This is a genomic window from Actinacidiphila sp. bgisy160 (assembly GCF_057707815.1).
In genome coordinates, this window is record NZ_JBYIQW010000031.1 from 54,485 (window position 1) to 76,332 (window position 21,848).

15 protein-coding genes and 1 pseudogene are annotated in these 21,848 nt (G+C 71.5%); 11 read left to right on the forward strand and 5 right to left on the reverse strand.

Annotated elements, in window-relative coordinates; genetic code table 11:
* Nucleotides 1–65: 65 nt before the first annotated feature.
* The 4 genes and pseudogenes from AC3EUJ_RS23360 to AC3EUJ_RS23375 form a co-directional block, all read right to left on the reverse strand.
* Nucleotides 66–787: pseudogene (locus AC3EUJ_RS23360) on the reverse strand (class I SAM-dependent methyltransferase).
* A 134-nt stretch (nucleotides 788–921) separates the two neighbouring features.
* Entirely contained in the window at nucleotides 922–3,417 is a 2,496-nt protein-coding gene (locus tag AC3EUJ_RS23365; RefSeq protein WP_431964381.1) for an ATP-binding SpoIIE family protein phosphatase, read from the reverse strand.
* Nucleotides 3,418–3,677: 260 nt separating this feature from the next.
* Nucleotides 3,678–6,065, reverse strand: coding sequence for an MFS transporter (locus tag AC3EUJ_RS23370; protein ID WP_431964383.1), 2,388 nt, complete (start codon nucleotides 6,063–6,065; stop codon nucleotides 3,678–3,680).
* 231 nt (nucleotides 6,066–6,296) lie between these two features.
* Complete coding sequence (locus tag AC3EUJ_RS23375) at nucleotides 6,297–6,740, reverse strand: SRPBCC family protein (RefSeq protein ID WP_431964385.1); 444 nt, start codon at nucleotides 6,738–6,740, stop codon at nucleotides 6,297–6,299.
* A gap of 377 nt (nucleotides 6,741–7,117) precedes the next feature.
* Between AC3EUJ_RS23375 and AC3EUJ_RS23380 the strand changes: the two genes are divergently transcribed.
* The 3 genes from AC3EUJ_RS23380 (at nucleotide 7,118) to AC3EUJ_RS23390 (ending at nucleotide 10,061) form a co-directional block, all read left to right on the forward strand.
* Nucleotides 7,118–8,284, forward strand: coding sequence for an alanine--tRNA ligase-related protein (locus AC3EUJ_RS23380; protein WP_431964387.1), 1,167 nt, complete (start codon nucleotides 7,118–7,120; stop codon nucleotides 8,282–8,284).
* Nucleotides 8,285–8,446: 162 nt separating this feature from the next.
* Entirely contained in the window at nucleotides 8,447–9,493 is a 1,047-nt protein-coding gene (locus AC3EUJ_RS23385; protein ID WP_431964389.1) for an Rv2578c family radical SAM protein, read from the forward strand.
* 52 nt (nucleotides 9,494–9,545) lie between these two features.
* Nucleotides 9,546–10,061: a GNAT family N-acetyltransferase gene (locus AC3EUJ_RS23390; RefSeq protein ID WP_431964391.1), complete on the forward strand. Its 516-nt coding sequence runs from the start codon at nucleotides 9,546–9,548 to the stop codon at nucleotides 10,059–10,061.
* Here the strand turns inward: AC3EUJ_RS23390 and AC3EUJ_RS23395 are convergent.
* Nucleotides 10,027–11,532: a HEAT repeat domain-containing protein gene (locus tag AC3EUJ_RS23395; protein WP_431964393.1), complete on the reverse strand. Its 1,506-nt coding sequence runs from the start codon at nucleotides 11,530–11,532 to the stop codon at nucleotides 10,027–10,029. The two genes, AC3EUJ_RS23390 and AC3EUJ_RS23395, sit on opposite strands and share 35 nt — an antisense overlap.
* A gap of 321 nt (nucleotides 11,533–11,853) precedes the next feature.
* Here AC3EUJ_RS23395 and AC3EUJ_RS23400 point away from each other — a divergent pair, with 321 nt between their 5' ends.
* The 8 genes from AC3EUJ_RS23400 (at nucleotide 11,854) to pssA (ending at nucleotide 21,797) form a co-directional block, all read left to right on the forward strand.
* Nucleotides 11,854–13,641, forward strand: coding sequence for a 3-hydroxyacyl-CoA dehydrogenase family protein (locus tag AC3EUJ_RS23400; protein WP_431964395.1), 1,788 nt, complete (start codon nucleotides 11,854–11,856; stop codon nucleotides 13,639–13,641).
* A 124-nt stretch (nucleotides 13,642–13,765) separates the two neighbouring features.
* Nucleotides 13,766–14,530, forward strand: coding sequence for a TetR/AcrR family transcriptional regulator (locus AC3EUJ_RS23405; RefSeq protein ID WP_431964397.1), 765 nt, complete (start codon nucleotides 13,766–13,768; stop codon nucleotides 14,528–14,530).
* Nucleotides 14,531–14,926: 396 nt separating this feature from the next.
* Nucleotides 14,927–16,264, forward strand: coding sequence for a crotonyl-CoA carboxylase/reductase (ccrA, locus tag AC3EUJ_RS23410; RefSeq protein ID WP_431964399.1), 1,338 nt, complete (start codon nucleotides 14,927–14,929; stop codon nucleotides 16,262–16,264).
* Between the two features lie 14 nt (nucleotides 16,265–16,278).
* A complete protein-coding gene (locus AC3EUJ_RS23415; RefSeq protein WP_431964401.1) occupies nucleotides 16,279–18,291 on the forward strand; it encodes a protein meaA in 2,013 nt (670 codons plus the stop codon).
* Nucleotides 18,292–18,346: 55 nt separating this feature from the next.
* A complete protein-coding gene (locus AC3EUJ_RS23420) occupies nucleotides 18,347–18,907 on the forward strand; it encodes a MaoC family dehydratase (protein WP_431964403.1) in 561 nt (186 codons plus the stop codon).
* Nucleotides 18,908–18,919: 12 nt separating this feature from the next.
* Complete coding sequence (locus tag AC3EUJ_RS23425) at nucleotides 18,920–20,131, forward strand: acyl-CoA dehydrogenase family protein (RefSeq protein ID WP_431964405.1); 1,212 nt, start codon at nucleotides 18,920–18,922, stop codon at nucleotides 20,129–20,131.
* 171 nt (nucleotides 20,132–20,302) lie between these two features.
* Nucleotides 20,303–20,959, forward strand: coding sequence for a phosphatidylserine decarboxylase (locus AC3EUJ_RS23430; protein WP_018561003.1), 657 nt, complete (start codon nucleotides 20,303–20,305; stop codon nucleotides 20,957–20,959).
* Nucleotides 20,946–21,797 carry a CDP-diacylglycerol--serine O-phosphatidyltransferase gene (pssA, locus tag AC3EUJ_RS23435; protein ID WP_431964408.1) on the forward strand — a complete coding sequence of 284 codons (852 nt, stop codon included), beginning with the start codon at nucleotides 20,946–20,948 and terminating at the stop codon, nucleotides 21,795–21,797. The genes AC3EUJ_RS23430 and pssA overlap by 14 nt, the downstream gene beginning before the upstream one ends.
* Nucleotides 21,798–21,848: the final 51 nt, after the last annotated feature.

Consider the following 21,848-nt stretch of genomic DNA (forward strand, 5'->3'; position numbering starts at 1 on the left):
CACCGCGCCACACCAGGCCCCCCGGCCCGCCTGTGGAAAACTTCAGTGGTACAGACCGGGGACGATCAGCCGACACCCCCTGCCACCAGCCAGTTCGTCGGTACCTCGAACCACGAGCCGTCCGGCCGCCGCTCCGTCGTCACGAGTGCGACCTCACCGCGTGCGAGCACCTCCATGCCCGCCGCGCGGAAGAGTTCCGGGACGGTCTCGTCGGGCATCTCGGCCGGCGCGATCCCGTGCGTGAAGATCGCGGCGAGCTTGGCGGGCGGCTCCCCGGGCCCTTGCGCGAGCCCCATCAGCACGGCCTTCGCGGACGCCGCGAGTTCCTCCGCGAACACCCGGCCGCGCCCGCCGGTGAGCACGGAAATGCCCTCGACCAGGGGTGCGCGATCCTCGGGCGGGCACTGGTGGAGCACTCCGCGCATGTACACGTTCACCTCGCCCAGTTCCTCACTCAGCCGCCGGACCGCTACGGGGTCGGCCGCGTCGAGCTGCCGGTACTCGGCGACGCCGCCCGGGTCCTGGTGCCGCGCGTGGCCGATCGCCGCCGCCGCGAGGTCCACCCCGACGGCCCGGCCGTACCGCTTGGCCAGGAACCGGGTCTGGGTGCCATTGCCGCAGCCGAGGTCGACGACCGGCAACGACGGGTGGAAGTGGGCCTCGGAGAACGGGAGGTGGGCCGCCGCGGTGAGCTCCGCCTCCGCGTCCCAGAGCGCCGCCCCGGCTCGCCGGGGGCGGCGCGCCAGAAGCTCTCCCACGCCTGCAGGTTCGTGCCGGTGACGTCCATGCGATCTCCCCAGGTCCACGTGTCCGTCGCCGCGGACCGTGCCCGGCCGCGCGACCGAAGCCCCGTCAAAATCCGTGCTACAGACGGTCGTCGGTGCGGGCAAGTGTCCGGGGCAAGTCGTGACCTGGCGTTCACTATGTTCGAGGACGGGCCGGGACCGCGCCATCGCGTCCGCCGGTCCGCCGCCACGGCAGGGCCTGCTCGAACCAGACCGTCTTGCCCTGCGCCGTACGGCTCGCGCCCCACTCCCGGGCCAGCCGGCTCACGATCCGCAGTCCCCGTCCCGACTCGTCCTCGGGCCCGGCGCCCACCAGGACGGGCACGGCGTGATCGTCGTCCGAGACCTCGCACAACAGCGCGTCCGTGCGGACCAGGCGCAGCTCGACGTGCCGGGAGTGCGCGTGCCGGACGGCGTTGGTGACCACCTCGCCGACCATCAGCTCGGCCGCCTCCGCGGCCTCCTCCAGCCCCCAGCGCTCCAGGACGCCCCGGGTCAGCATCCGGGCCCTGCCCACCTCCCGGGGGTCGAGGGCGAGCTGCCAGCTGACGACGTCCTCACGGGCGATGCCGTTCAGCCGCGCCATCAGCAGGGCGACGTCGTCCTTGCGGCCGCCCGGCGGGTCGAGCGCGCGGATGATCGCGTCGCAGGCGTCGTGCATCGAGGCCGCGGGGTGCGCGGCACTCTCGCACAGTGCGGCCAGACCGGCCCCGATGTCCTGGTCGCGCGCCTCGACCAGCCCGTCCGTGCACAACACGAGCCGGTCGCCGGGGCCGACGGCGATCCGGACCGTCTCGAAGGGCACCCCGCCGACGCCGATCGGGGCGCCCGTCGGCACGTCGAGCAGCTCGCTGCGGCCGTCCTCGGCGCGCACCAGCACCGGTGGGACGTGGCCCGCGTTGGCGATGTGCAGATCGGACCGGATCGGGTCGTACACGGCGTACAGGCAGGTGGCGAGGTAGTGCTCGCCGAGGCGCTGCGCCAGGTCGTCGAGGTTGCGCAGCAGCTGCGCCGGCGGCATGTCCAGCGCCGCCATGGTCTGCACGGCGGTGCGTAACTGACCCATCATGGCCGCGGCGTTGAGCCCGTGCCCCATGACGTCGCCCACGACGAGGGCGAGCCGGGAGCCGGGCAGCTTGATGGTGTCGAACCAGTCGCCGCCGACCCGGCCCAGCCGGGTGCCGGGCAGGTAGCGGATCGCGACGTCGCACCCCGGCATCCGCGGGGTGATCTGCGGCAGCATGCTGTCCTGCAGCGTGTCGGCGACGTTCTCCTGGTACGTGTACATGCGGGCGTTGTCCAGGACGAGCCCCGCACGAGCGGCCAGTTCGGCGCCCGTCACGCGGTCCATGTCGTTGAACGGCGGGCGCTCGGCGTGCCGCAGCAGGATCATGAAGCCGAGGACGACGTTGCGCGCCTTCAGCGGCACAACCAGCATCGACCGCCCGGTGATCAGCGGCCGGATGTCGCGCTTCTCGAACTGCGAGGCGATCGCCTCGCCCATGGGTTCGGTGATCCTGGGCACCAGCACGGGCTGACCGCTCGTCATGCACTGGAAGAACGGGGTGTGCTCGGGGAACGGCATGGCCTCGCCCACGGGTACGACGTCGTCCCAGCGGCCGGGTTCGTCGGTGTGATCCAGGGCGACCCGGTACCACATGGTGGTGACGTCGGGCGGGCCGTCGGGGAAGCCCTCGCCGGCCAGGACCTGTTCGCGGAGGTAGGTGCCCGCGACGTCGGTGAAGCGCGGTACGACGGCGGCGCTGACCTCGCGGATCGTGACGGTCAGGTCCAGGGAGCTGCCGATGCGCCCGCTGACCTCGTTGAGGAACTCCAGGCGCTCGCGTACGGCGGCGCACTCCAGGTCGGGTTCGAGGTCCTCGGAGGCGGCGACACGCGGGTCGGTGGCGGCCCCACGGGCGGCGCGCTGCCCGCGCGCGCCGCGCTCGACCCGCCGGGGCACGCCCCAGTCGGGGGTGACCGGGACCCGGTCGTGCCGGCTGATCTCCAGGACGGGATAGCCCAGTTCCAGAACCTGGGAGACGATGCGCCCGCTCTCGGCGACGCTCATGCTGGGCAGGATCTCGGGGAGCCGCTTGGCCAGCCCGTCTGCGCCGGGGAACTCGGTGTGCAGGGCGAAGCCGGGCGCGATCCGCTCGGACTCCCCGGGAGGGGCGTCGTCCTCGCCGTGCACCTGGGCGGCGTCGGCGGCCAGTACGAGCAGACGCTCGGGGCCCGGGCCGACCAGCGGGTAGGCCCACCACAGGACGTCGGCCGGAAGTCCGCCGGGGTCGGGGTCGGGCCCCTGGTTGAGCCGGGCGCGGCCGGCGGTCGGGTAGGAGGTCGCGCCGCTGAGGGTGGTGTCGAGGCCGGCTCCGGCCGGCGCGTCGGGGTCGTCTGGGGCGTGCTCCTCGCCGAGCGCGCCGGAGACCGGCAGCAGGTCGACGGCGGGGTGGCCGACGGCCTCCTCCCGGGCGCGCCCGAAAAGCCTGCGGGCGCCCGTGCTCCAGTGCGAGACGAGCCCGTCGCCGTCGACGACGACCACGGCGAGCGGGATGCGTCCGGAGAGTCCGGTCCGCTGCTCCGGCAGCGGGGCGCGGCTCCCCTTCCCCGTTGGAGTGCGACGTTGCATGACGCGTCCGGCTCCTTCCCCTGCGGTGCCCGGATGCCGACCGAGGCCCGGAGGTGGTCGGCCCCCGGCGCGCCCGGAGGTGGTCAGCCCCCGGCGCAAGATCTGCGGCTCCGCAACCACGGTACGACCGGCACCGGGTGCCGCGTGGGGCATTGGACGAATCCGGTGTGCGCCCGCGGGGCCGCGGACGCGCCGGAGCATGCGCGGCGCACACCCCGGCGCTGAGGCATCGTCGAACTTCCGAGGACCCTTCGGGGCGGTCAGTCCTCGTGGCCCAGGTGCACGTCGCGCTCGGTGCGCTCGCCGCCCGACAGCCGCAGCACGGTGGCCACCGGCGGATACCCCGAGGCCACCACGGTGTACTCGCCCGCGGCCAGGTCGACGAAGCGAAAGACCCCGTCAGGACCGGTCGTCACGGTGTCCAGGACGTTGCCCGCCGCGTCCAGCAGGGTGACGCGGGCGTCCTCCACGGGGCTGCCGCCCGGGCCGCGCACGGTGCCGCGCAGCAGCGCGCCTCCCGCGAGTTCGACGTCCTGCCGGGTCTCCCGGGCCGCGTGCACCGACACCGGGAGCGCCGCGGGCCGGTACGCGGGGGCGTTGGCGGCGAGCGTGTACTCCCCCGCGACGAGGTCGCTGAGAACGTAGTCGCCCTCCCTGCCGGTTCGGGTGGTGGCCACCACGTCGCCGCGGGAGTCGGTGAGGGTGACGGTGGCCTCCCGTACGGACGTGCCGTCGGCGGTGCGCACCGTGCCCGCCAGCCGCCCGGCGCCACCGAGCACCACGTCGAGCTCGACCGGGCGTTCCCCGACGGTCACGCTGACGGCCTGCGGCTGGTGCCCCCCGGCGGCCGCGATCAGCACGTAACTGCCGCTGCCCGGGGTGCTCAGCGCGTAGCGCCCGTCCTCGCCCGTCGCACCGCGTCCGATCTGGCGGCCGGTCACATCGATGAGGGTGAGCGCCGCCCGGCCGACGGTACTGCCGTCGGCGTGCTGGACGGTGCCGCACACCGGGAGGCCGACGGTCTCGGCCTTGCGGGCGGTGGGGACGTGCTGGGTCACCAGGGGTTTCTCCTTGAGCAGGAAGGCGAGCAGGAAGCCGAGGGCGAGCACCGGCACCAGATAGAGGAAGATGCGCGGCATGGCCTCGGCGTACGCCCGCACATAGGCGTCGCGCAGCGGTGCCGGCATCGCGTGCACCATGTGCGGGGTGATCGACTGGGGGTCCGGCAGATCGACGGCGCGCGGCAGCCGGTCGGCGAGCCCGTCCGCGAGCCGGTTGGCGAACACGGTGCCGAAGACGGCCGCCCCGACCGAGCCGCCGATCTGCCGGAAGTAGTTGTTGGCGCTGGTGGCGGTGCCGAGGTCGGCGGGCCGCACGGAGTTCTGCACGGCGAGGATCAGCACCGGCAGGACAAGGCCGATGCCCAGCCCCAGCACGCCCATGTACGCGCTGTACTCGACGCGCGGGGTGTCGGTCTCCAGCAGCGACAGCAGCCACATGCCGGCCACCGAGAGCGCCCCGCCGACCAGCGGGAACACCCGGTAGCGCCCGGTACGGCTGATCAACTGGCCGGAGACCACGGAGGCCAGGACGACGCCGAGCATCATGGGCAGCATCAGCAGCCCGGACTCCGTCGCGCTGACACCGTTCACCATCTGGAGGAACGTGGGCAGATAGCTGGCGGCGCCGAAGAGGCCGACGCCGACGATCGCACCGATGAGGGCGGAGACGGTGAAGACGCTGTCGCGGAAGAGCCGCAGCGGGATGACCGGTTCGACGGCGAATCGTTCCACCACCACGAACAGCACGGCGCAGCCGATCGACGCCACGCCCAGCCAGATGATCACGTCCGAGCGCCAGGCGTACGTCGTGCCGCCCCAACTGGTCAGCAGCACCACGCAGGTGGATCCGGCGGCCAGCAGCAGCGCGCCCAGCACGTCCAGCCGGGGACGTACGGCCGGCCGCGGCAGTTTCAGCACGACGGCGATGACGGCCAGTGTCACCAGCCCGAAGGGCACGTTGACGTAGAAGCACCACCGCCACGACGCATGGTCGGTGAAGAAGCCCCCGAGCAGCGGCCCCGCCACGGAGGCCAGGCCGAAGGAGGCGCCGATCAGGCCCATGTACCGGCCGCGCTCACGGGGCGGGACGATGTCCGCGATGATCGCCTGGACGCCGATCATCAGCCCTCCGCCGCCGATTCCCTGGATGGCGCGGAAGGCGATCAGCTCGTCCATGGACCGCGACCAGCCGGCGAGGGCGGATCCGACGACGAAGACGACGATGGCGAACTGGAAGACGCTCTTGCGCCCGAAGAGGTCGCCGAACTTGCCGTAGATCGGCAGCCCGACGGTGGAGGCGAGCAGATAGGCGGTGACGGCCCAGGACATCTTGTCCAGGCCGTGCAGCTCGCCGACGATCTTGGGGAGCGCGGTCGCCACGATCATCTGGTCGAGCGCTGCCAGCAGCAGCGTCAGCATCAGCCCGAGAAAGACCAGTCGCACCCTGCGCGGGCTCAGTCCCGCGATGGGCGCGCCCTGTTCCTGCGGCACGACTGCGGGTCGGTCCCCGGGTCCCGTGCCGGCGCCGGTCACGTCCGTGAGGGTGCCGGTCTCCTCGGACAGGGTCGTCCCGGTGGTGCCGCCCATCTGCGTACCGCTCCCCTCGTCGCGCCTGCCCTGCGACAACGATCTGGGGCGCCGGGGATGCGCCGGAGCACGGCAGATCCACCCTTTCAAGTGACGTGCCCACCGGCGTGCGCCCACCGGACGGCGTCCGGGCACGCACGGCCGCACGCACGGCACGCACGGCAGTTACGCCATGCCGAAGGAGGCGGCCGGGCGTCCACCCGGCTCCGGCCGCCTCCCTTGTGCCGCCTGCTACTTCTCGGTCTCCGCGGCGAGCCGCGCGAGCACCGCGTCATGGATGCGGTTCAGACCCTTGGGGGCGAACGTGCGCTCGAAGAAGCCGCCGATGCCGCCGGCGCCGGTCCAGCTGCTGGTGACGACCGCCTTGGACCGGCCCTCGCCGGCCGGGGTGACCGTCCAGGTGGTGACCATGGAGGAGTTGCGGTCGCTCTCGACCAGCTGCCCCGGGGTCGGCTCGGTCACCGCGAGGAGGCAGTCCCGGACGCGCTTCTCGGTCGCCTGCAGCCTCCAGTGCACGAGGGTGCCCGCGCCGCTGCCGCCCTCGCGCACCTCGTATTCGCTGTACTGCTCGGGAAGCAGTCGCTGCCGGGTGCCCGCGTAGTCGGCGAGCGCCGCGAAGACGCTCTCCGGGCTCGCCGCGATCTCGCGCTGCGTGGTGGCCTCGACCTGTGCCATCGCCGTCCTCCGTCGTTCCGTGTGCCGTCGCCGACAAGCCAATCACCACGGCCGCGTGCCCGCGAAATCGGCCGCCCTCCGGTGGGGGACCGCCGTACGCCGGCGTGCCGGGGCCCTGCGCCACCCGGCGGAAATCACGTGCCCCGCCGGGGCGCGGGCGTTATCGTCGGCCGCATGAACGTCACCGGCCACAGCGACACCGCGACCGCGCGAGCGACCAGCTCGCCGGTTACCGCCGCCTGACGTACCCCTTCCCTCACCACCGGCGACCGGGAACGGCCCGCCGGTGGATTCGTGGCTCCCCGCCCCGATTCCGCTGATCGTGCGGACGCGTTGCCCGGTGCCTCCCCGCCCTCCACGCGAAGGAGCCACCCTCCATGGACACCGAAGAGATCGTCCGCACGTTCGTCGAGTACTACGAGGAACGCGGCCACCGCCGGATCACCGGATCGACACTGCTGCCGCCGCCCGGTGACCCCGTGCTGTTCACGACCTCGGGCATGCACCCGCTCACCCCGTACCTGGAGGGGCGCCCGCACCCGCTCGGCGGGCGGCTGGTCAACGTGCAGCGCTGTCTGCGCACCACGGACCTGGAGGAGGTCGGCGACCCCACCCACCTGACGGTCTTCGAGATGCTCGGCACGTGGTCGCTCGGCGACTACGAGGGCCCGCGGAGCCTCGACTGGGGCTACGGGCTGCTCACCGAGGGATTCGGCATCGACCCGGGGCGGCTGCACGTCACGGTGTTCGGCGGCGACGACCGCACCGGTCCGGACACCGGGTCCCTGGAGCTGTGGGGGAGGCACGGGGTCCCGGTCGAACTCACGGTCGAGGACAACTGGTGGTCCAACGGTCCGACCGGCCCGTGCGGCCCCGACTCGGAGATCTTCCTGTGGACCGGCGACACCCCGCCGCGGTCCACGCCCACCCGCGACGACCGCTGGGTGGAGGTCTGGAACCACGTGATGATGCGCCACCGCAGGCTCGAGGACGGCTCCCTCGTGCCGCTCCCCCGGCGCAACGTCGACACCGGACTCGGTCTGGAACGGCTGGCCTCGCTGCTGCAGGGCCGGACATCGGTCTTCGAGTGCGACGTCTTCACTCCCTGGCGCCGTCTCGTACCGGCCCTGTGGCCGCTGGACGAACCGTCGCTGCGCCTGGTCTGCGACCACCTTCGCTCGGCCGTGGTGGTGATCGGGGACGGGGTGCGCCCGTCCAACACCAGCCGCGGATACGTACTGCGCCGGCTGGTGCGGCGGGTCCTCACCGCCCTGTGGCGGGACGATCCGTCCCGCAGCCTCGGCGATCTGCCGGATGAGCTGATCCGGCACACCCTGGACCACTTCCGCCAGAGCGTGGATCCGGACGCGCCGCGCCAGGTGCTGCTGGAGGAGGAGCGCCGGTTCCGGCAGCTCCTGGACAGGGGCCGTCAGGTGCTGGCCCGCCCCCGGTTCCGGGGCCCGCTGGACGAGGAGGACTTCCACTACCTCCACGACACCCACGGCCTGCCGCGCGACCTCGTGGTGAGCCTGCGGCCGCAGTGACGGCGGACGGCCCCGGCAGGGCCCCGGACGGTGCCGACGGCAGCGCCCGGGGCCCCACGTCACCCGCGGTCACGCACAGGCCCCGGGAATCCCCCGGATCACCCCTCGACGCTATTCGCTCAGATGTTCTATTGTCGGGAGGAGAGCAACGAAGGAGGCGGCATGAGGTGGGACAACCTGAGCCGCGAAACGCCGGCGACCACACCCGCGCTCTTCGGCGTGGACGCCGTGACCCGTACGTTCGACACCCCCGGGTTCCGCGGGATCACCTTCCACGAGGTGCGCGCCCGCACGATCGTCAACCGCGTGCCGGGTGCGTCCCGGATGCCGTTCGAGTGGACGATCAACCCCTTCCGCGGCTGCAGCCACGCCTGCGTGTACTGCTTCGCGCGCAAGACGCACACCTACCTGGACCTCGACGGCGGCCTGGACTTCGACTCCCAGATCGTGGTGAAGGTCAACGCGCCCGAGCTGCTGCGCCGCGAGCTCGCCTCGCCCCGCTGGCGCGGCGAGCACATCGCCATGGGCACCAACGTCGACTGCTACCAGCGCGCGGAGGGCCGCTACCGGCTCATGCCGGGGATCCTGGCCGCGCTGCGCGACCACGCCAACCCCTTCTCGATCCTCACCAAGGGGTCGCTGATCCTGCGCGACCTCGATCTCCTGGTGCAGGCCTCCCAGGTCACCGACGTGTCGACCGCGGTCTCCGTGGGCTTCGTCGACCGGGACCTGTGGCGCACCGTGGAACCGGGCACACCGTCGCCGCAGAGGCGGCTGGAGGTCTGCCGCACCCTCAATGACCGCGGCATCCCGTCGGGCGTCCTGATGGCGCCGGTCCTGCCGTACCTGAGCGACTCCCCCGAGCAGTTGCGCGAGACGGTCCGCGCGATCGCCAGGACCGGCGCCACGTCGGTCACTCCGCTGGTGCTGCATCTGCGGCCCGGGGCGAGGGAGTGGTTCATGGCGTGGCTCTCCGTGCACCATCCGCGGCTGCTCTCCCGCTACAAGGCGCTCTACGCGGGCGGCGCTTACGCGCCCACGTGGTACCAGCGGCGCATCACACGCCAAGTGCACGAGTTCGCCGCCGAGTTCGGGATCGGGCCCAGCCGGGCCGGGGCAGCGCGCCGGATCGCCGCACCCGAGGAGGACGCCCCCGGGCCGCCCGCCGCAGCCGATCCGGCCCAGCCGACGCAGCTGACCCTGATCTGAGCTCGCGAAAAGCGGGTGCCCACCGGGCTCCGCCCCACTTAACGTCGCAGCCATGACGGATGTGAGAGTGATGACCCGCGACGACATCGACGCCGTGGCGGCGATCCGCGTACGGGGCTGGCAGGCGGCCTACGCGGGGATCGTGCCGCGGTCGTACCTCGACGCGATGGACGTGGAGGCGGACGCGGAACGCCGCAAGGAGTGGTTCGACGCGGGCGGCAGCCGGGTGGACAACCTGGTCGCCGCCGACGGCGACGAGGTGACCGGCTGGGCCGCTCTCGGCCCCTACCGCGGCGAGCCGGACGACGCCGAGGTCGGCGAGCTCTACGCGATCTACGTGCACCCCGACCGCGTCGGCCGGGGCGCCGGCCGCGCGCTCATGGAGGCGGTACGCGCCCGCGCCGCCGAACGCGGCTTCCGGAGCCTGCGCCTTTGGGTGCTCGCGGACAACGCGCGGGCACTGCGCTTCTACGAGCGCTCCGGCCTCGCACCGGACGGCACCGACCAGATCGAGGTCTACGACGGCCTTCCGCTCAAGGAGCTGCGGTACGCGACGGATCTGGCCTGAAGCGCCCTGCGAGGCGACGCGTTGCGGCGCTCGGCGCCCCGTCCCGCGCCGCTGCCAGCACGGGCGCGGCCACCGGGTCGCCCGAGCGCACCAGGGCACGCACGATCCGCCTGGGGTACGGCGGCGCGCACAATCCGGCGAGGGCGGCCGTGGCGCGGGGTTCGCCCTCGTACCGCGCCAGTCCGCGCGCCGCGGCGGCACGCACCTCCGTGTCCTCGTCGGAGACGACGCCGAGCAGCGTCTCCAGGACATGCGGGCCGCCGATCCGGCCGAGGGAGTCCACCGCCGCGGAGCGCAGGCGAGGAACCGTGACGGCCCGGGTCAGGACGGGCACCGCCCTCGCGTCGCCGAGCCGTCCCAGTTCCTCGACGCACCCGGCGGCCGCCTGATGGACCGTCTGCCCCTCGTCCATGAGCCAGGTGAGGGTGGACATCAGCGCGGGCAGCGACTCGGGAGCCCGCAAGCGCCCCAGCAGGTGTACCGCGGCCAGGGAGTAGCCGATCCGCAGCCGGTTGGTGGCGAGCGTGGCGGCGGCACGCGCGGTCCGCGGGTCGCCGAGCCGGGCGAGGGCTTCGGCCGCCGAGACGTTGCTGATGCTGTCGCGATGGTTCAGGAGCAGGACCAAGGTCTCGAACGCCCGCCGGTCGCCGGCCCGGCCGAGCATCACGGCGGCGATCTCCCGCTCGCCCAGGGGACGCGAAGGCCCGGTCAGGACATCGGCCAGCACGTCCCTCGCCGCCGGATCGTCCATCCTGCCGAGCGTCACCAGGGCCGCCTCGCGGGCGCCCCGATCGGGATCGCCGACAGCGGCGGCGAACACGGGGAGATGCTCCGGATCCGCGGCCCGGCCGAGCAAGGCCAGGGCGAGAGACCTGACGCCGGGCTCCTGATGGCCGCAGTACTGCAGCAGCAGGGGCACGCACTCGGGCGCGGGCGGCGTACCCCGGTGGCCGGGGAACCACCGCCAATGGTGCAGCCCGCTTCCGGTGACGAGGCGGCTGATGTGGTTCCGGACGCCGTCGTCGTGCCCGAACTCGGGATCCCAGTGGCCGCGGTCGGGCTCCGGCCCGGCCAGGACCTCGAAGAGCGGCCCGGCGGCCTCCAGGCAACGCCGCGCCACGAGCACCTCCCGGGCGTAGGCACGGCGCGCCCTGTCGTGGTGGACGATGTCGGCCAGCAGCGCGGGCACCGCAGGGGCCCGTCCGGCGGCGGAATCGAGCACGGCCCTTTCCGTGGGCCCGAGCCAGGGCCGCACCATGGCGGCGGCGTCCGGGGAGGCGGCGAGCCGCCGCAGATAGGCGTCGCGTTCCTCGCGGCGCCCCTGAGTGGCGAACTCCATCAGCCCCAGGACACGGCGTGGCTCCCCGCGCTCACGCAGCCGCGCGATGTCCGTCTCCCCCGCCCGTACGGCCCCGTACAGCTGGGCCGCGCGCCGCGCCGCGTGACCGGCGCCCCCGTGCACCCGTTCCACGGTTCCCCCTTCTCCCCGTCCCTCACTCTAATGGGGTGCTCATCTGTAGGAGGTGTAAATCACATGGGCGGGAGGACTGGCGCCGAGGTTACTCACCGGTTACCCTCTAACCAACGCACGCCGCGGCCTGGTGACGCAGCCGCCGTGTGCGGCCGTTGTCGGTTCGGCACCATCGCGGCGCAGCCCCGGGACAGGGCTCGCCGGATCTCACGCGGGTACGCACACGCACGCGTACGCACCCCCGCGGCTCCTCGACTCTCCCGCCCCGCGCCTGCGCAGCAGAGACGCACGGCGCGGACCCTCAGCATTCGGAGTTCCGCGATGGACCGTCCACGTCCTTTCCCCACCGTCGCCATCATCGGGCTCGGCACCATGGGCACCGGCATAGCCGAGGTCGTCGCCCGGGCCGGCCACGAAGTGATCGGCATCGAGATCGACGACGCGGCCGCGCACCGCGCCGTCGTCGCCTTGGAGGCCTCCACCGCCCGCGCCGTGCAGCGCGAGCGGATCACGGAGTCCGAGCGCGGCGACGTCCTGGCCCGTTTCCGCACCTTCTCCGACCTGCAGGCAGCGGCCGACGCCGACCTGGTGATCGAAGTCGTCACCGAGCACTTCGAGATCAAGCGCGAGGTGCTGACGGCCCTGGACGCCATCGTGAAGCCCGGCGCCGTCCTCGCGACCGGCACCAACGCGCTGTCGGTGACGCAGCTGGCCTCGCACACCTCGCGCCCCGACCGTGTCCTCGGCCTGCACTTCTTCGCCCCCGCCCCGGCCATGAAGCTGGTCGAGGTGGTCTCCACGGTGCTGACCTCTCCCGAGACCACGAACGCCGTGACCGAGCTGGTCCGCTCGCTCGGCAAGGAGCCGGTGGCGGTCGGCGACCGCCCGGGCTTCATCGCCGACGGGCTACTGTTCGGCTACCTCAACCAGGCCGCCGCGATGTACGAGGCCCGGTACGCCACCCGCGAGGACATCGACGCGGCCATGCGGTTCGGCTGCGGCCTGCCCATGGGCCCGCTCGCCCTGCTCGACCTGATCGGCATCGACACCGCCCAGACCGTCCTGGAGGCGATGTACGACGCCTCACGGGACCGACTGCACGCCCCCGCGCCCATCCTCAAGCAGCTCACCGCCGCCGGCCTCAAGGGCCGCAAGGCCGGCCGCGGCTTCTACACCTACGAGGCGCCCGGCAGCGCCACGGTCGTCCCGGACGCCGAGACGCCGGCCGAGGCCGCCGGCGCCACCGGCGGGCGCCCCGTGCGCAGGGTGGGTGTCGCGGGCTCGGGCACCATGGCCACCGGCATCGCCGAGGTCTTCGCCAAGGCCGGGTACGAGGTCGTGCTGGCCGCCCGCGGCCAGGAGAAGGCCGACCGGGCGGTCGCGGCGCTGGCCAAGTCCCTGGACCGGTCGGTCGCCAAGGGCCGGCTCGGCCAGGAGCAGCGCGACGCCGCCGTGGCACGGGTGACCGCGGCCGGCTCGCTGGACGCCTTCGCCGACGTGGACCTGGCGGTGGAGGCGGTCGCCGAGGATCTGCCGGTCAAGCAGCAGCTGTTCGCGACCCTGGACAAGGTCTGCAAGCCGGGCGCGGTGCTGGCCACGACGACGTCCTCCCTGCCGGTGGTGGCCATCGCCGCCGCGACGTCGCGTCCGCGGGACGTCATCGGCATGCACTTCTTCAACCCGGCGCCCGCAATGAAGCTCGTCGAGGTGGTCCGCACCGTGCTGACCGCCGAGGACGTGCACGCGACCGTCCACGAGGTCTGCGGCCGGATCGGGAAGCACGCGGTGGACTGCGGCGACCGGGCCGGTTTCATCGTCAACGCGCTGCTGTTCCCGTACCTCAACAACGCGGTGAAGATGGTCCAGGAGCACTACGCGACCGTCGAGGACATCGACTCGGCGATGAAGCTCGGTGGCGGCTACCCGATGGGGCCCTTCGAACTGCTCGACGTCGTCGGGCTGGACGTGTCGCTCGCGATCGAGCAGGTGCTGCACAAGGAGTTCCGCGACCCGGGCCTGGCGCCGGCGCCGCTGCTCGAGCACCTGGTCTCCGCGGGCTGCCTCGGCCGCAAGACGGGCCGCGGCTTCCGCGAGTATGCCCGCCGCTGATCACGCGGGCGGCTGGGACGGCAAGGACGATCCCGGCGGCTGGGGCGGTCTCCTGGGACCGCCCCACCGCCTCCGGAAGCCGGGCCCGGCCCACGGTTCAGCGGGAATGCAGTACGTTCGCGGTATGCCCCAGCCCGTGAAGCCCGCCCGTGCGTCCTCCACCACCGCCCAGCGCCATCGTGTCCGCCAGGAACTGGCCGCCGCGGCGATGCACCTGTTCGCGACCCAGGGGTACGAGGCGACCACGGTCGACGAGATCGCCGCGGCGGCGGGGGTCGCTCGCAGGACGTTCTTCCGGCACTTCCGCTCCAAGGAAGAGGCGATCTTCCCCGACCACGACGACACCCTGGTACGCGTGGGGCAGGTGCTTGACTCCGCCGAACCGCACGAGCACCCGCTCGACACGGTGTGCCGCGGCATCACCGAGGTGCTGCGCATGTACGCCGAGGCTCCCGAGGTCTCCGTGGAGCGCTATCGCCTGACCCGCGAGATCCCGATCCTGCGGGAACGCGAGATCGCCTCGGTGGCCCGCTACGAACGGCTGTTCACCCGCTATCTGCTGGGCCACTTCGACGAGGGCGCCCACCACGACGGGGACGACGACCCGCTGCTGGCAGAGGTCGCCGCCTCCGCCGTCGTCGCGGCCCACAACCACGTGCTGCGGCGCTGGCTCCGCGCCGGCGGCAAGGGCGACGTCGAGGCGCAGCTCGACCACGCCTTCGAGGTGATCAAGCAGACCTTCGGCACCGGCATCGGCCGCCGCCCCGCGCCCGCCCCCGCCCCGGTGCTCGCCTCACAGCAGGGCGAGGTCATCGTGGCCGTGGCCCGCACGGACGCCTCGCCTGCCGAGGTCATGCGGACGATCGAAAAGGCCCTCAAGGGCGCGTAGCGGCCCGCTCGAGCCTCCGGCGTCCTCCTGCGCCTCCGGCATCCCACCGGCGCCCCCAGGCCCTCGTGCCGGGGGCGCCTTCCTGTGTCGCTCAAACGTGAAGCCATGGTGCCATCTGAGAAAAATTGTTGGCACGCAGTGTCTTGCAGGGTGGCACGCGGTGCCATACCGTGAGAACTGTCCGGGCGGGCGGCGTGCTGGGATCCGTCGCACGCCGTCTGTCCCCAAGGCCCGGGCGCCTGCGTCACAGGCATTCACCGCGCCACCACGCGCTCCGCTCCATCCGTGCGACCGCCACGGACAGCAGCACCACCGCCGAACCGACGGCACCACCCTCAGCAAACCCCCGACGTTCCCCCAAGCGTCCCTACGTCGCGCTTCGCCGGAGGCATCACCGTGAAGGACATCCTCGACGCCATCATGGCGTCCGAAAGCACGGCCGCGGACTTCGCCGCGCTGCCGCTGCCCGAGTCGTACCGCGCCATCACCGTCCACAAGGACGAGGCCGGCATGTTCGAGGGCGTGGACAGCCGCGAGAAGGATCCGCGCAAGTCGCTGCACCTGGACGAGGTGCCCGTGCCCGAGCTCGGCCCGGGCGAGGCCCTGGTGGCCGTCATGGCCAGCTCGGTCAACTACAACTCGGTGTGGACCTCGATCTTCGAGCCGGTGTCGACGTTCGATTTCCTCGAGCGGTACGGCAGGCTCTCCCCGCTGACCAGGCGCCATGACCTGCCCTACCACGTCATCGGCTCCGACCTGGCGGGCGTGGTCCTGCGCACCGGCCCCGGCGTGAACGCCTGGAAGCCCGGTGACGAGGTCGTCGCGCACTGCCTGTCCGTCGAACTGGAGTCCGCGGACGGCCACAACGACACGATGCTCGACCCCGAGCAGCGCATCTGGGGCTTCGAGACCAATTTCGGCGGCCTCGCCGAGATCGCGCTGGTCAAGTCGAACCAGCTGATGCCCAAGCCCAAGCACCTCAGCTGGGAGGAGGCCGCGGCGCCGGGCCTGGTGAACTCCACCGCCTACCGGCAGCTGGTCTCCCGCAACGGCGCCGGCATGAAGCAGGGCGACAACGTCCTGATCTGGGGCGCCAGCGGCGGCCTCGGCAGCTACGCCACCCAGTTCGCGCTGGCCGGCGGCGCCAACCCGATCTGCGTGGTCTCCTCCCCGCAGAAGGCGGAGATCTGCCGCAGCATGGGCGCCGAGGCCATCATCGACCGCACCGCCGAGGACTACCGGTTCTGGAAGGACGAGCACAACCAGGACCCAAGGGAGTGGAAGCGCTTCGGCAAGCGCATCCGCGAGCTCACCGGCGGCGAGGACGTCGACATCGTCTTCGAGCACCCCGGTCGCGAGACCTTCGGCGCCTCGGTCTATGTCACGCGCAAGGGCGGCACCATCGTCACCTGCGCCTCGACGTCCGGCTACAACCACGAGTACGACAACCGCTACCTCTGGATGTCGCTCAAGCGCATCATCGGCTCGCACTTCGCGAACTACCGCGAGGCGTGGGAGGCCAACCGGCTCATCGCCAAGGGCAAGATCCACCCCACGCTGTCGAAGACGTACCGCCTGGAGGAGACCGGCCAGGCCGCGCAGGACGTGCACCGCAACGTCCACCAGGGCAAGGTCGGCGTGCTCGCCCTCGCCCCGGAGGAGGGCCTCGGCGTCCGCGACGAGGCGATGCGGGCCAAGCACATCGACGCCATCAACCGCTTCCGGAACGTCTGAGAACGGGAACGAGCATGAGCGAGCGTCAGAAGGATCGTCCGTGGCTGATGCGGACGTACGCGGGGCACTCCACCGCGGAGGCGTCCAACGCCCTGTACCGGCGTAACCTCGCCAAGGGCCAGACCGGCCTGTCGGTCGCGTTCGACCTCCCGACGCAGACCGGGTACGACCCCGACCACATCCTGGCCCGCGGCGAGGTCGGCCGGGTCGGGGTCCCGGTCGCCCACCTCGGCGACATGCGCCGGCTCTTCCAGGACATCCCCCTGGAGGAGATGAACACCTCGATGACCATCAACGCCAGCGCCATGTGGCTGCTCGCGCTCTACCAGGTGGTCGCCGAGGAGCAGGGCGCCGACGTCACCAGGCTCCAGGGGACGACGCAGAACGACATCGTCAAGGAGTACCTGTCGCGCGGCACATACGTCTTCCCGCCCGGCCCGTCGCTCCGCCTCACGACGGACATGATCGCCTACACGGTCAACCACATCCCCAAGTGGAACCCCATCAACATCTGCAGCTACCACCTGCAGGAGGCCGGGGCCACGCCGGTGCAGGAGATCGCGTACTCCGTGTCCACCGCGATCGCCGTCCTCGACGCGGTCCGCGACTCCGGCCAGGTCCCGCAGGAGCGGATGGGCGACGTCGTCGCGCGCATCTCCTTCTTCGTGAACGCGGGCGTCCGCTTCGTCGAGGAGATGTGCAAGATGAGGGCCTTCACCCGCATCTGGGACGAGGTCACCCACGAGCGCTACGGGATCGAGGACCCCAAGCAGCGCCGCTTCCGCTACGGGGTCCAGGTCAACTCCCTCGGCCTCACCGAGGCCCAGCCGGAGAACAACGTCCAGCGCATCGTGCTGGAAATGCTGGCCGTGACGCTCTCCAAGGACGCCCGGGCCCGCGCCGTGCAGCTGCCGGCCTGGAACGAGGCGCTCGGCCTGCCGCGCCCCTGGGACCAGCAGTGGTCCCTGCGCATCCAGCAGGTACTGGCCCACGAGAGCGACCTGCTGGAGTACGGCGACATCTTCGACGGCAGCCACGTCGTCGAGGCGAAGGTCGCCGAGCTCGTCGAGCGGTCCCTCGCCGAGATCGAGCACATCCAGGAGATGGGCGGCGCCATGGCCGCCGTGGAGTCCGGCTACCTGAAGTCGCAGCTGGTCTCCTCGCACGCCGAGCGCCGGGCGCGGATCGAGTCCGGCGAGGAGAAGGTCATCGGCGTCAACTGCTACCAGGACACCGAGCCCAGCCCCCTCACCTCCGACCTGGACGGCGCCATCATGACCGTCGACCCGGAGAACGAGGCGCGGGTCGTCGCCGCCCTCCACGAGTGGCGCGACAACCGGGACGAGGTGCGGGCGCAGCGGTCGCTGGAGGCCCTCAAGGCCGCGGCCGCAGGCACCGGCAACCTCATGGAGGCCACCTTGGAGTGCGCCCGGGCGGGGGTCACCACGGGCGAGTGGTCCTGGGCGCTGCGCGACGTTTTCGGCGAGTTCCGCGCACCGACGGGGGTGAGCAGCGCCCCCGTCGCGGTCACCGCCGAGCCGGGCACGCCGCTGGCCGCGGTGCGCCGCAAGGTGGCGCTGACCGCCGAGGAGCTGGGCGCCGGCAAGCTGCGGCTGCTGGTGGGCAAGCCCGGCTTGGACGGTCACTCCAACGGCGCCGAGCAGATCGCCGTACGGGCTCGCGACGCCGGCTTCGAGGTGGTCTACCAGGGCATCCGGCTGACGCCCGAGCAGATCGTCTCGGCAGCGGTCGCCGAGGACGTGCACTGCGTGGGACTGTCGGTCCTATCCGGCTCGCACGCCGAGCTGGTGCCGGACGTGCTGAACCGGCTGCGCCGGGCCGGGGTGGACGACGTGCCGGTCATCGCGGGCGGCATCATCCCGCCGGCGGACGCGGCCAAGCTGGTCGAGTCCGGCGTCGCGGCCGTGTTCACGCCGAAGGATTTCGGGATCACCGAGATCATCGGCAGGATCGTGGACGAGATCCGCAGGGCCAACAAACTGGAGCCGCTGGAGGTCGCCGCATGACCCCCGCGGCGCACACCCGTACGAACACGTTCGACACCCCGGAGGCGTAGGAGAAATGCAGTTCGGCCGTACGTATGAAGAGTTCGAGGTCGGGGCCGTCTACAAGCACTGGCCCGGGAAGACGGTCACCGAGTACGACGACCACCTCTTCTGCCTCCTGACCATGAACCACCACCCGCTCCACATGGACGCGAACTACGCCGAGAAGACCACCGACTTCGGGAAGAACGTGGTCGTGGGGAACTACGTCTACTCCCTGCTGCTCGGCATGTCGGTGCCGGACGTCTCCGGCAAGGCGATCGCCAACCTGGAGATCGAGTCGCTGAAGCACGTGGCGCCGACCTTCCACGGCGACACCATCTACGGCGAGACGACCGTGCTGGACAAGCGGCCGTCGAAGTCGAAGGACGACCGCGGGATCGTCCACGTGGAGACCAAGGGCTACAAGCAGGACGGCACCCTGGTGTGCGTCTTCCGCCGCAAGGTGATGGTCCCCACCGCCACGTACATCAAGGAGCGCGGCGGCGAGCAGCCCGGCCGCCCGCCCGTCTCCCCCCACCACCCCCAATCGGCGCCCCTGCGGGGCGGTACCCCTGGTCCCGAGATGAACGCCTAGGAGACAGCAGACATGAGCCGCCTCGCGCAGACCGACGGGCTGACCGACATCCAGCAGGAGATCCTCTCCACCGTCCGCAGCTTCGTCGACAAGGAGATCATCCCGGTCGCCAACGAGCTGGAGCACAAGGACGAGTACCCCACCGACATCGTCGAGGGGCTCAAGGAACTCGGCATCTTCGGCCTGATGATCCCCGAGGAATACGGCGGTCTCGGGGAGTCCCTGCTCACCTACGCCCTGACGGTCGAGGAGATCGCCCGCGGCTGGATGAGCGTGTCGGGCATCATCAACACGCACTTCATCGTCGCCTACATGCTCAAGCAGCACGGCACCCAGGAGCAGAAGGACCACTTCCTGCCCCGCATGGCCACCGGCGAGGTGCGCGGCGCCTTCTCGATGTCCGAGCCGGGCCTCGGCTCCGACGTCTCCGCGATCCGCACCAAGGCGGTCCGGGACGGCGACGACTACGTCATCAACGGCCAGAAGATGTGGCTGACCAACGGCGGCACCTCCAACCTCGTCGCCGTGCTCTGCCGGACCGACGAGGGCCAGCCGGAGGGCGCGGCCCCGCACAAGTCCATGACGACCTTCCTCATCGAGAAGGAGCCGGGCTTCGGCCCGAACCCGAAGGTGAAGGGCCTCACCGTGCCCGGCAAGATCGAGAAGATGGGGTACAAGGGCGTCGACACGACCGAACTCATCCTCGAGGATGTGAAGATTCCGTCAAATCGCGTCCTGGGCGGTCAGAGCGGTCGCGGTTTTTACCAAATGATGGACGGTGTCGAGGTCGGCCGGGTCAACGTGGCCGCCCGCGGCTGCGGAGTCGCACAGCGCGCCTTCGAACTGGGGATCGCGTACGCCCAGCAGCGGCAGACCTTCGGCAAGCCGATCGCGCAGCACCAGGCGATCCAGTTCAAGCTCTCCGAGATGGCCACCAAGGTCGAGGCCGCCCACGCGCTGATGGTGAACGCGGCCCGTAAGAAGGATTCCGGCCAGCGCAACGACCTCGAGGCCGGTATGGCGAAGTACCTGGCCTCGGAGTACTGCAAGGAGGTCGTGGAGGACGCCTTCCGCATCCACGGCGGCTACGGCTTCTCCAAGGAGTACGAGATCGAGCGCCTCTACCGCGAGGCCCCGATGCTGCTCATCGGTGAGGGCACCGCCGAGATCCAGAAAATGATCATCGGTCGCCGGCTGCTCGAGGAGTACCGAATCCAGGGGTGAATGTCTGGGTTGTGACACTTTGCGCGAACCAAAGGTCACACCCAGTCATCAAATACCGGCCACTGACTCAACTGCTGGCTTGCCCAGTTGCCGGTCACTCCCGATACCATTCACGGAAAGCCGCCGTCCCCAGCACCATCTTTGCGGCACCCTCCGCTACGAAGGTCTTCCATGCCCCACAGCCATTCCTCTGCACAACGCGACAGCCGGGCCGGCGTACGCCTCGCGCGCGGAGCGTCGCCGTGGCTCCTCCCGACCGTGGCCACCGCGGCGGTCAGCCTGGTCCGTGCCCGCCGCTCCGGGCGCTGGGCGGCCGTGGCCGTCCCCACCACCGCCCTCGCGGCGGGCATGCTGTGGTTCTTCCGCGACCCCGAGCGCGAGATCGCCCAGGGCCGCGTCATCTCGCCGGCCGACGGTGTGGTGCAGAGCATCATGCCGTGGAAGGACGGACGCACCCGCGTCGCGATCTTCATGAGCCCGCTGAACGTCCACGTGAACCGCGCGCCGCTCGCCGGCACGGTCACGTCCGTGGAGCACATCCCCGGCGGATTCGTCCCGGCGTTCAACAAGGAGAGCGAGAACAACGAGCGCGTCGTCTGGCACTTCGACACGGAGCTCGGCGACATCGAGATGGTGCAGATCGCCGGGGCCGTGGCGCGCCGCATCGTCCCTTACGTACCGCAGGGCACCAAGGTGGAACAGGGCGAGCGCATCGGCCTGATCCGCTTCGGCTCCCGCGTGGACATCTACCTGCCGGAGGGCGTGGAGCCCGCCGTCGAGGTCGGCCAGACCACCGTGGCTGGGGTGACGCGCCTTGACCGTGATTGATCCCGACACCCAGGCACCGTGGGTCGCGTCGGTGGACGAGGACGACGATGATGACATGCCGCTGTCGACGCGGCTGTCGATAGCGGACGGCCTCACCCTCGGCAACGCGATCTGCGGATTCATGGCGGTGTACTTCACCACCACCGGGGTGCTCGTCCCGCACCTGATGGGCAACACCGACGGCGGCATGACGCGGCACAGCGCCGCCACCGCCGTGCTGCTGATGCTCATGGCCTCCGTCTTCGACCTCTTCGACGGGCTCGTGGCGCGCAAGCTGCGCAGCTCGGCGATGGGCGCGGAGCTGGACAACCTGTCCGACCTGATCAGCTTCGGCCTGGCCCCCGCCTACTTCGTCGTCGTCTGGGGCCTCATCTCGAACGACCCTTACGGCAAGGTGTCGGCGGTGGCGGCGGTCGTGGTGCTGCTCGCGGTCGTCCTGCGCCTGGCCCGCTTCTCCTGCACGACGGTGCGGGAGGGGATCTTCCAGGGCATGCCGAGCCCCTTCGGGGCGATGACGGTGATCTCGGTCGTGCTGCTGGAGCTGCCCTTCATCCCCACGGTGCTGGCCATCGTCGGTGTGGCGTGGCTGATGGTCAGCCGGGTCGAGTACCCGAAGCCCCGGGGCCGGCTCGCGACGATCACGCTCGCCTGGATCGTGCTGAGCATGGGCTGTCTGGTCTGCTGGGCGTTCGCCGTCCCCGGTGGCGACGTCCTGCTCCAGACGGGCGCGGCCCTGCAGATCTGCGCCGCTGCGGTGATCCCGCTCTTCGCGACGACCCGGCGGGTCAACACGATCCGCAACAACCGCCGCGAGGCGCGTACGGCGCAGCTTCCGTAGCCGTACGAGCTACCTGGCCAGGGCCCCGAGCCGTGAAGTGAAGGCTCGGGG

Excerpts from the sequence above, each read along its gene's own strand:
- AC3EUJ_RS23365 (WP_431964381.1), bottom strand. The coding sequence starts at position 3,417 with ATGCAACGTCGCACTCCAACGGGGAAGGGGAGCCGCGCCCCGCTGCCG.
- AC3EUJ_RS23370 (WP_431964383.1), bottom strand. The coding sequence starts at position 6,065 with ATGGGCGGCACCACCGGGACGACCCTGTCCGAGGAGACCGGCACCCTC.
- AC3EUJ_RS23375 (WP_431964385.1), bottom strand. The coding sequence starts at position 6,740 with ATGGCACAGGTCGAGGCCACCACGCAGCGCGAGATCGCGGCGAGCCCG.
- AC3EUJ_RS23380 (WP_431964387.1), top strand. The coding sequence starts at position 7,118 with ATGGACACCGAAGAGATCGTCCGCACGTTCGTCGAGTACTACGAGGAA.
- AC3EUJ_RS23385 (WP_431964389.1), top strand. The coding sequence starts at position 8,447 with ATGAGGTGGGACAACCTGAGCCGCGAAACGCCGGCGACCACACCCGCG.
- AC3EUJ_RS23390 (WP_431964391.1), top strand. The coding sequence starts at position 9,546 with ATGACGGATGTGAGAGTGATGACCCGCGACGACATCGACGCCGTGGCG.
- AC3EUJ_RS23400 (WP_431964395.1), top strand. The coding sequence starts at position 11,854 with ATGGACCGTCCACGTCCTTTCCCCACCGTCGCCATCATCGGGCTCGGC.
- AC3EUJ_RS23405 (WP_431964397.1), top strand. The coding sequence starts at position 13,766 with ATGCCCCAGCCCGTGAAGCCCGCCCGTGCGTCCTCCACCACCGCCCAG.
- AC3EUJ_RS23415 (WP_431964401.1), top strand. The coding sequence starts at position 16,279 with ATGAGCGAGCGTCAGAAGGATCGTCCGTGGCTGATGCGGACGTACGCG.
- AC3EUJ_RS23420 (WP_431964403.1), top strand. The coding sequence starts at position 18,347 with ATGCAGTTCGGCCGTACGTATGAAGAGTTCGAGGTCGGGGCCGTCTAC.
- AC3EUJ_RS23425 (WP_431964405.1), top strand. The coding sequence starts at position 18,920 with ATGAGCCGCCTCGCGCAGACCGACGGGCTGACCGACATCCAGCAGGAG.
- AC3EUJ_RS23430 (WP_018561003.1), top strand. The coding sequence starts at position 20,303 with ATGCCCCACAGCCATTCCTCTGCACAACGCGACAGCCGGGCCGGCGTA.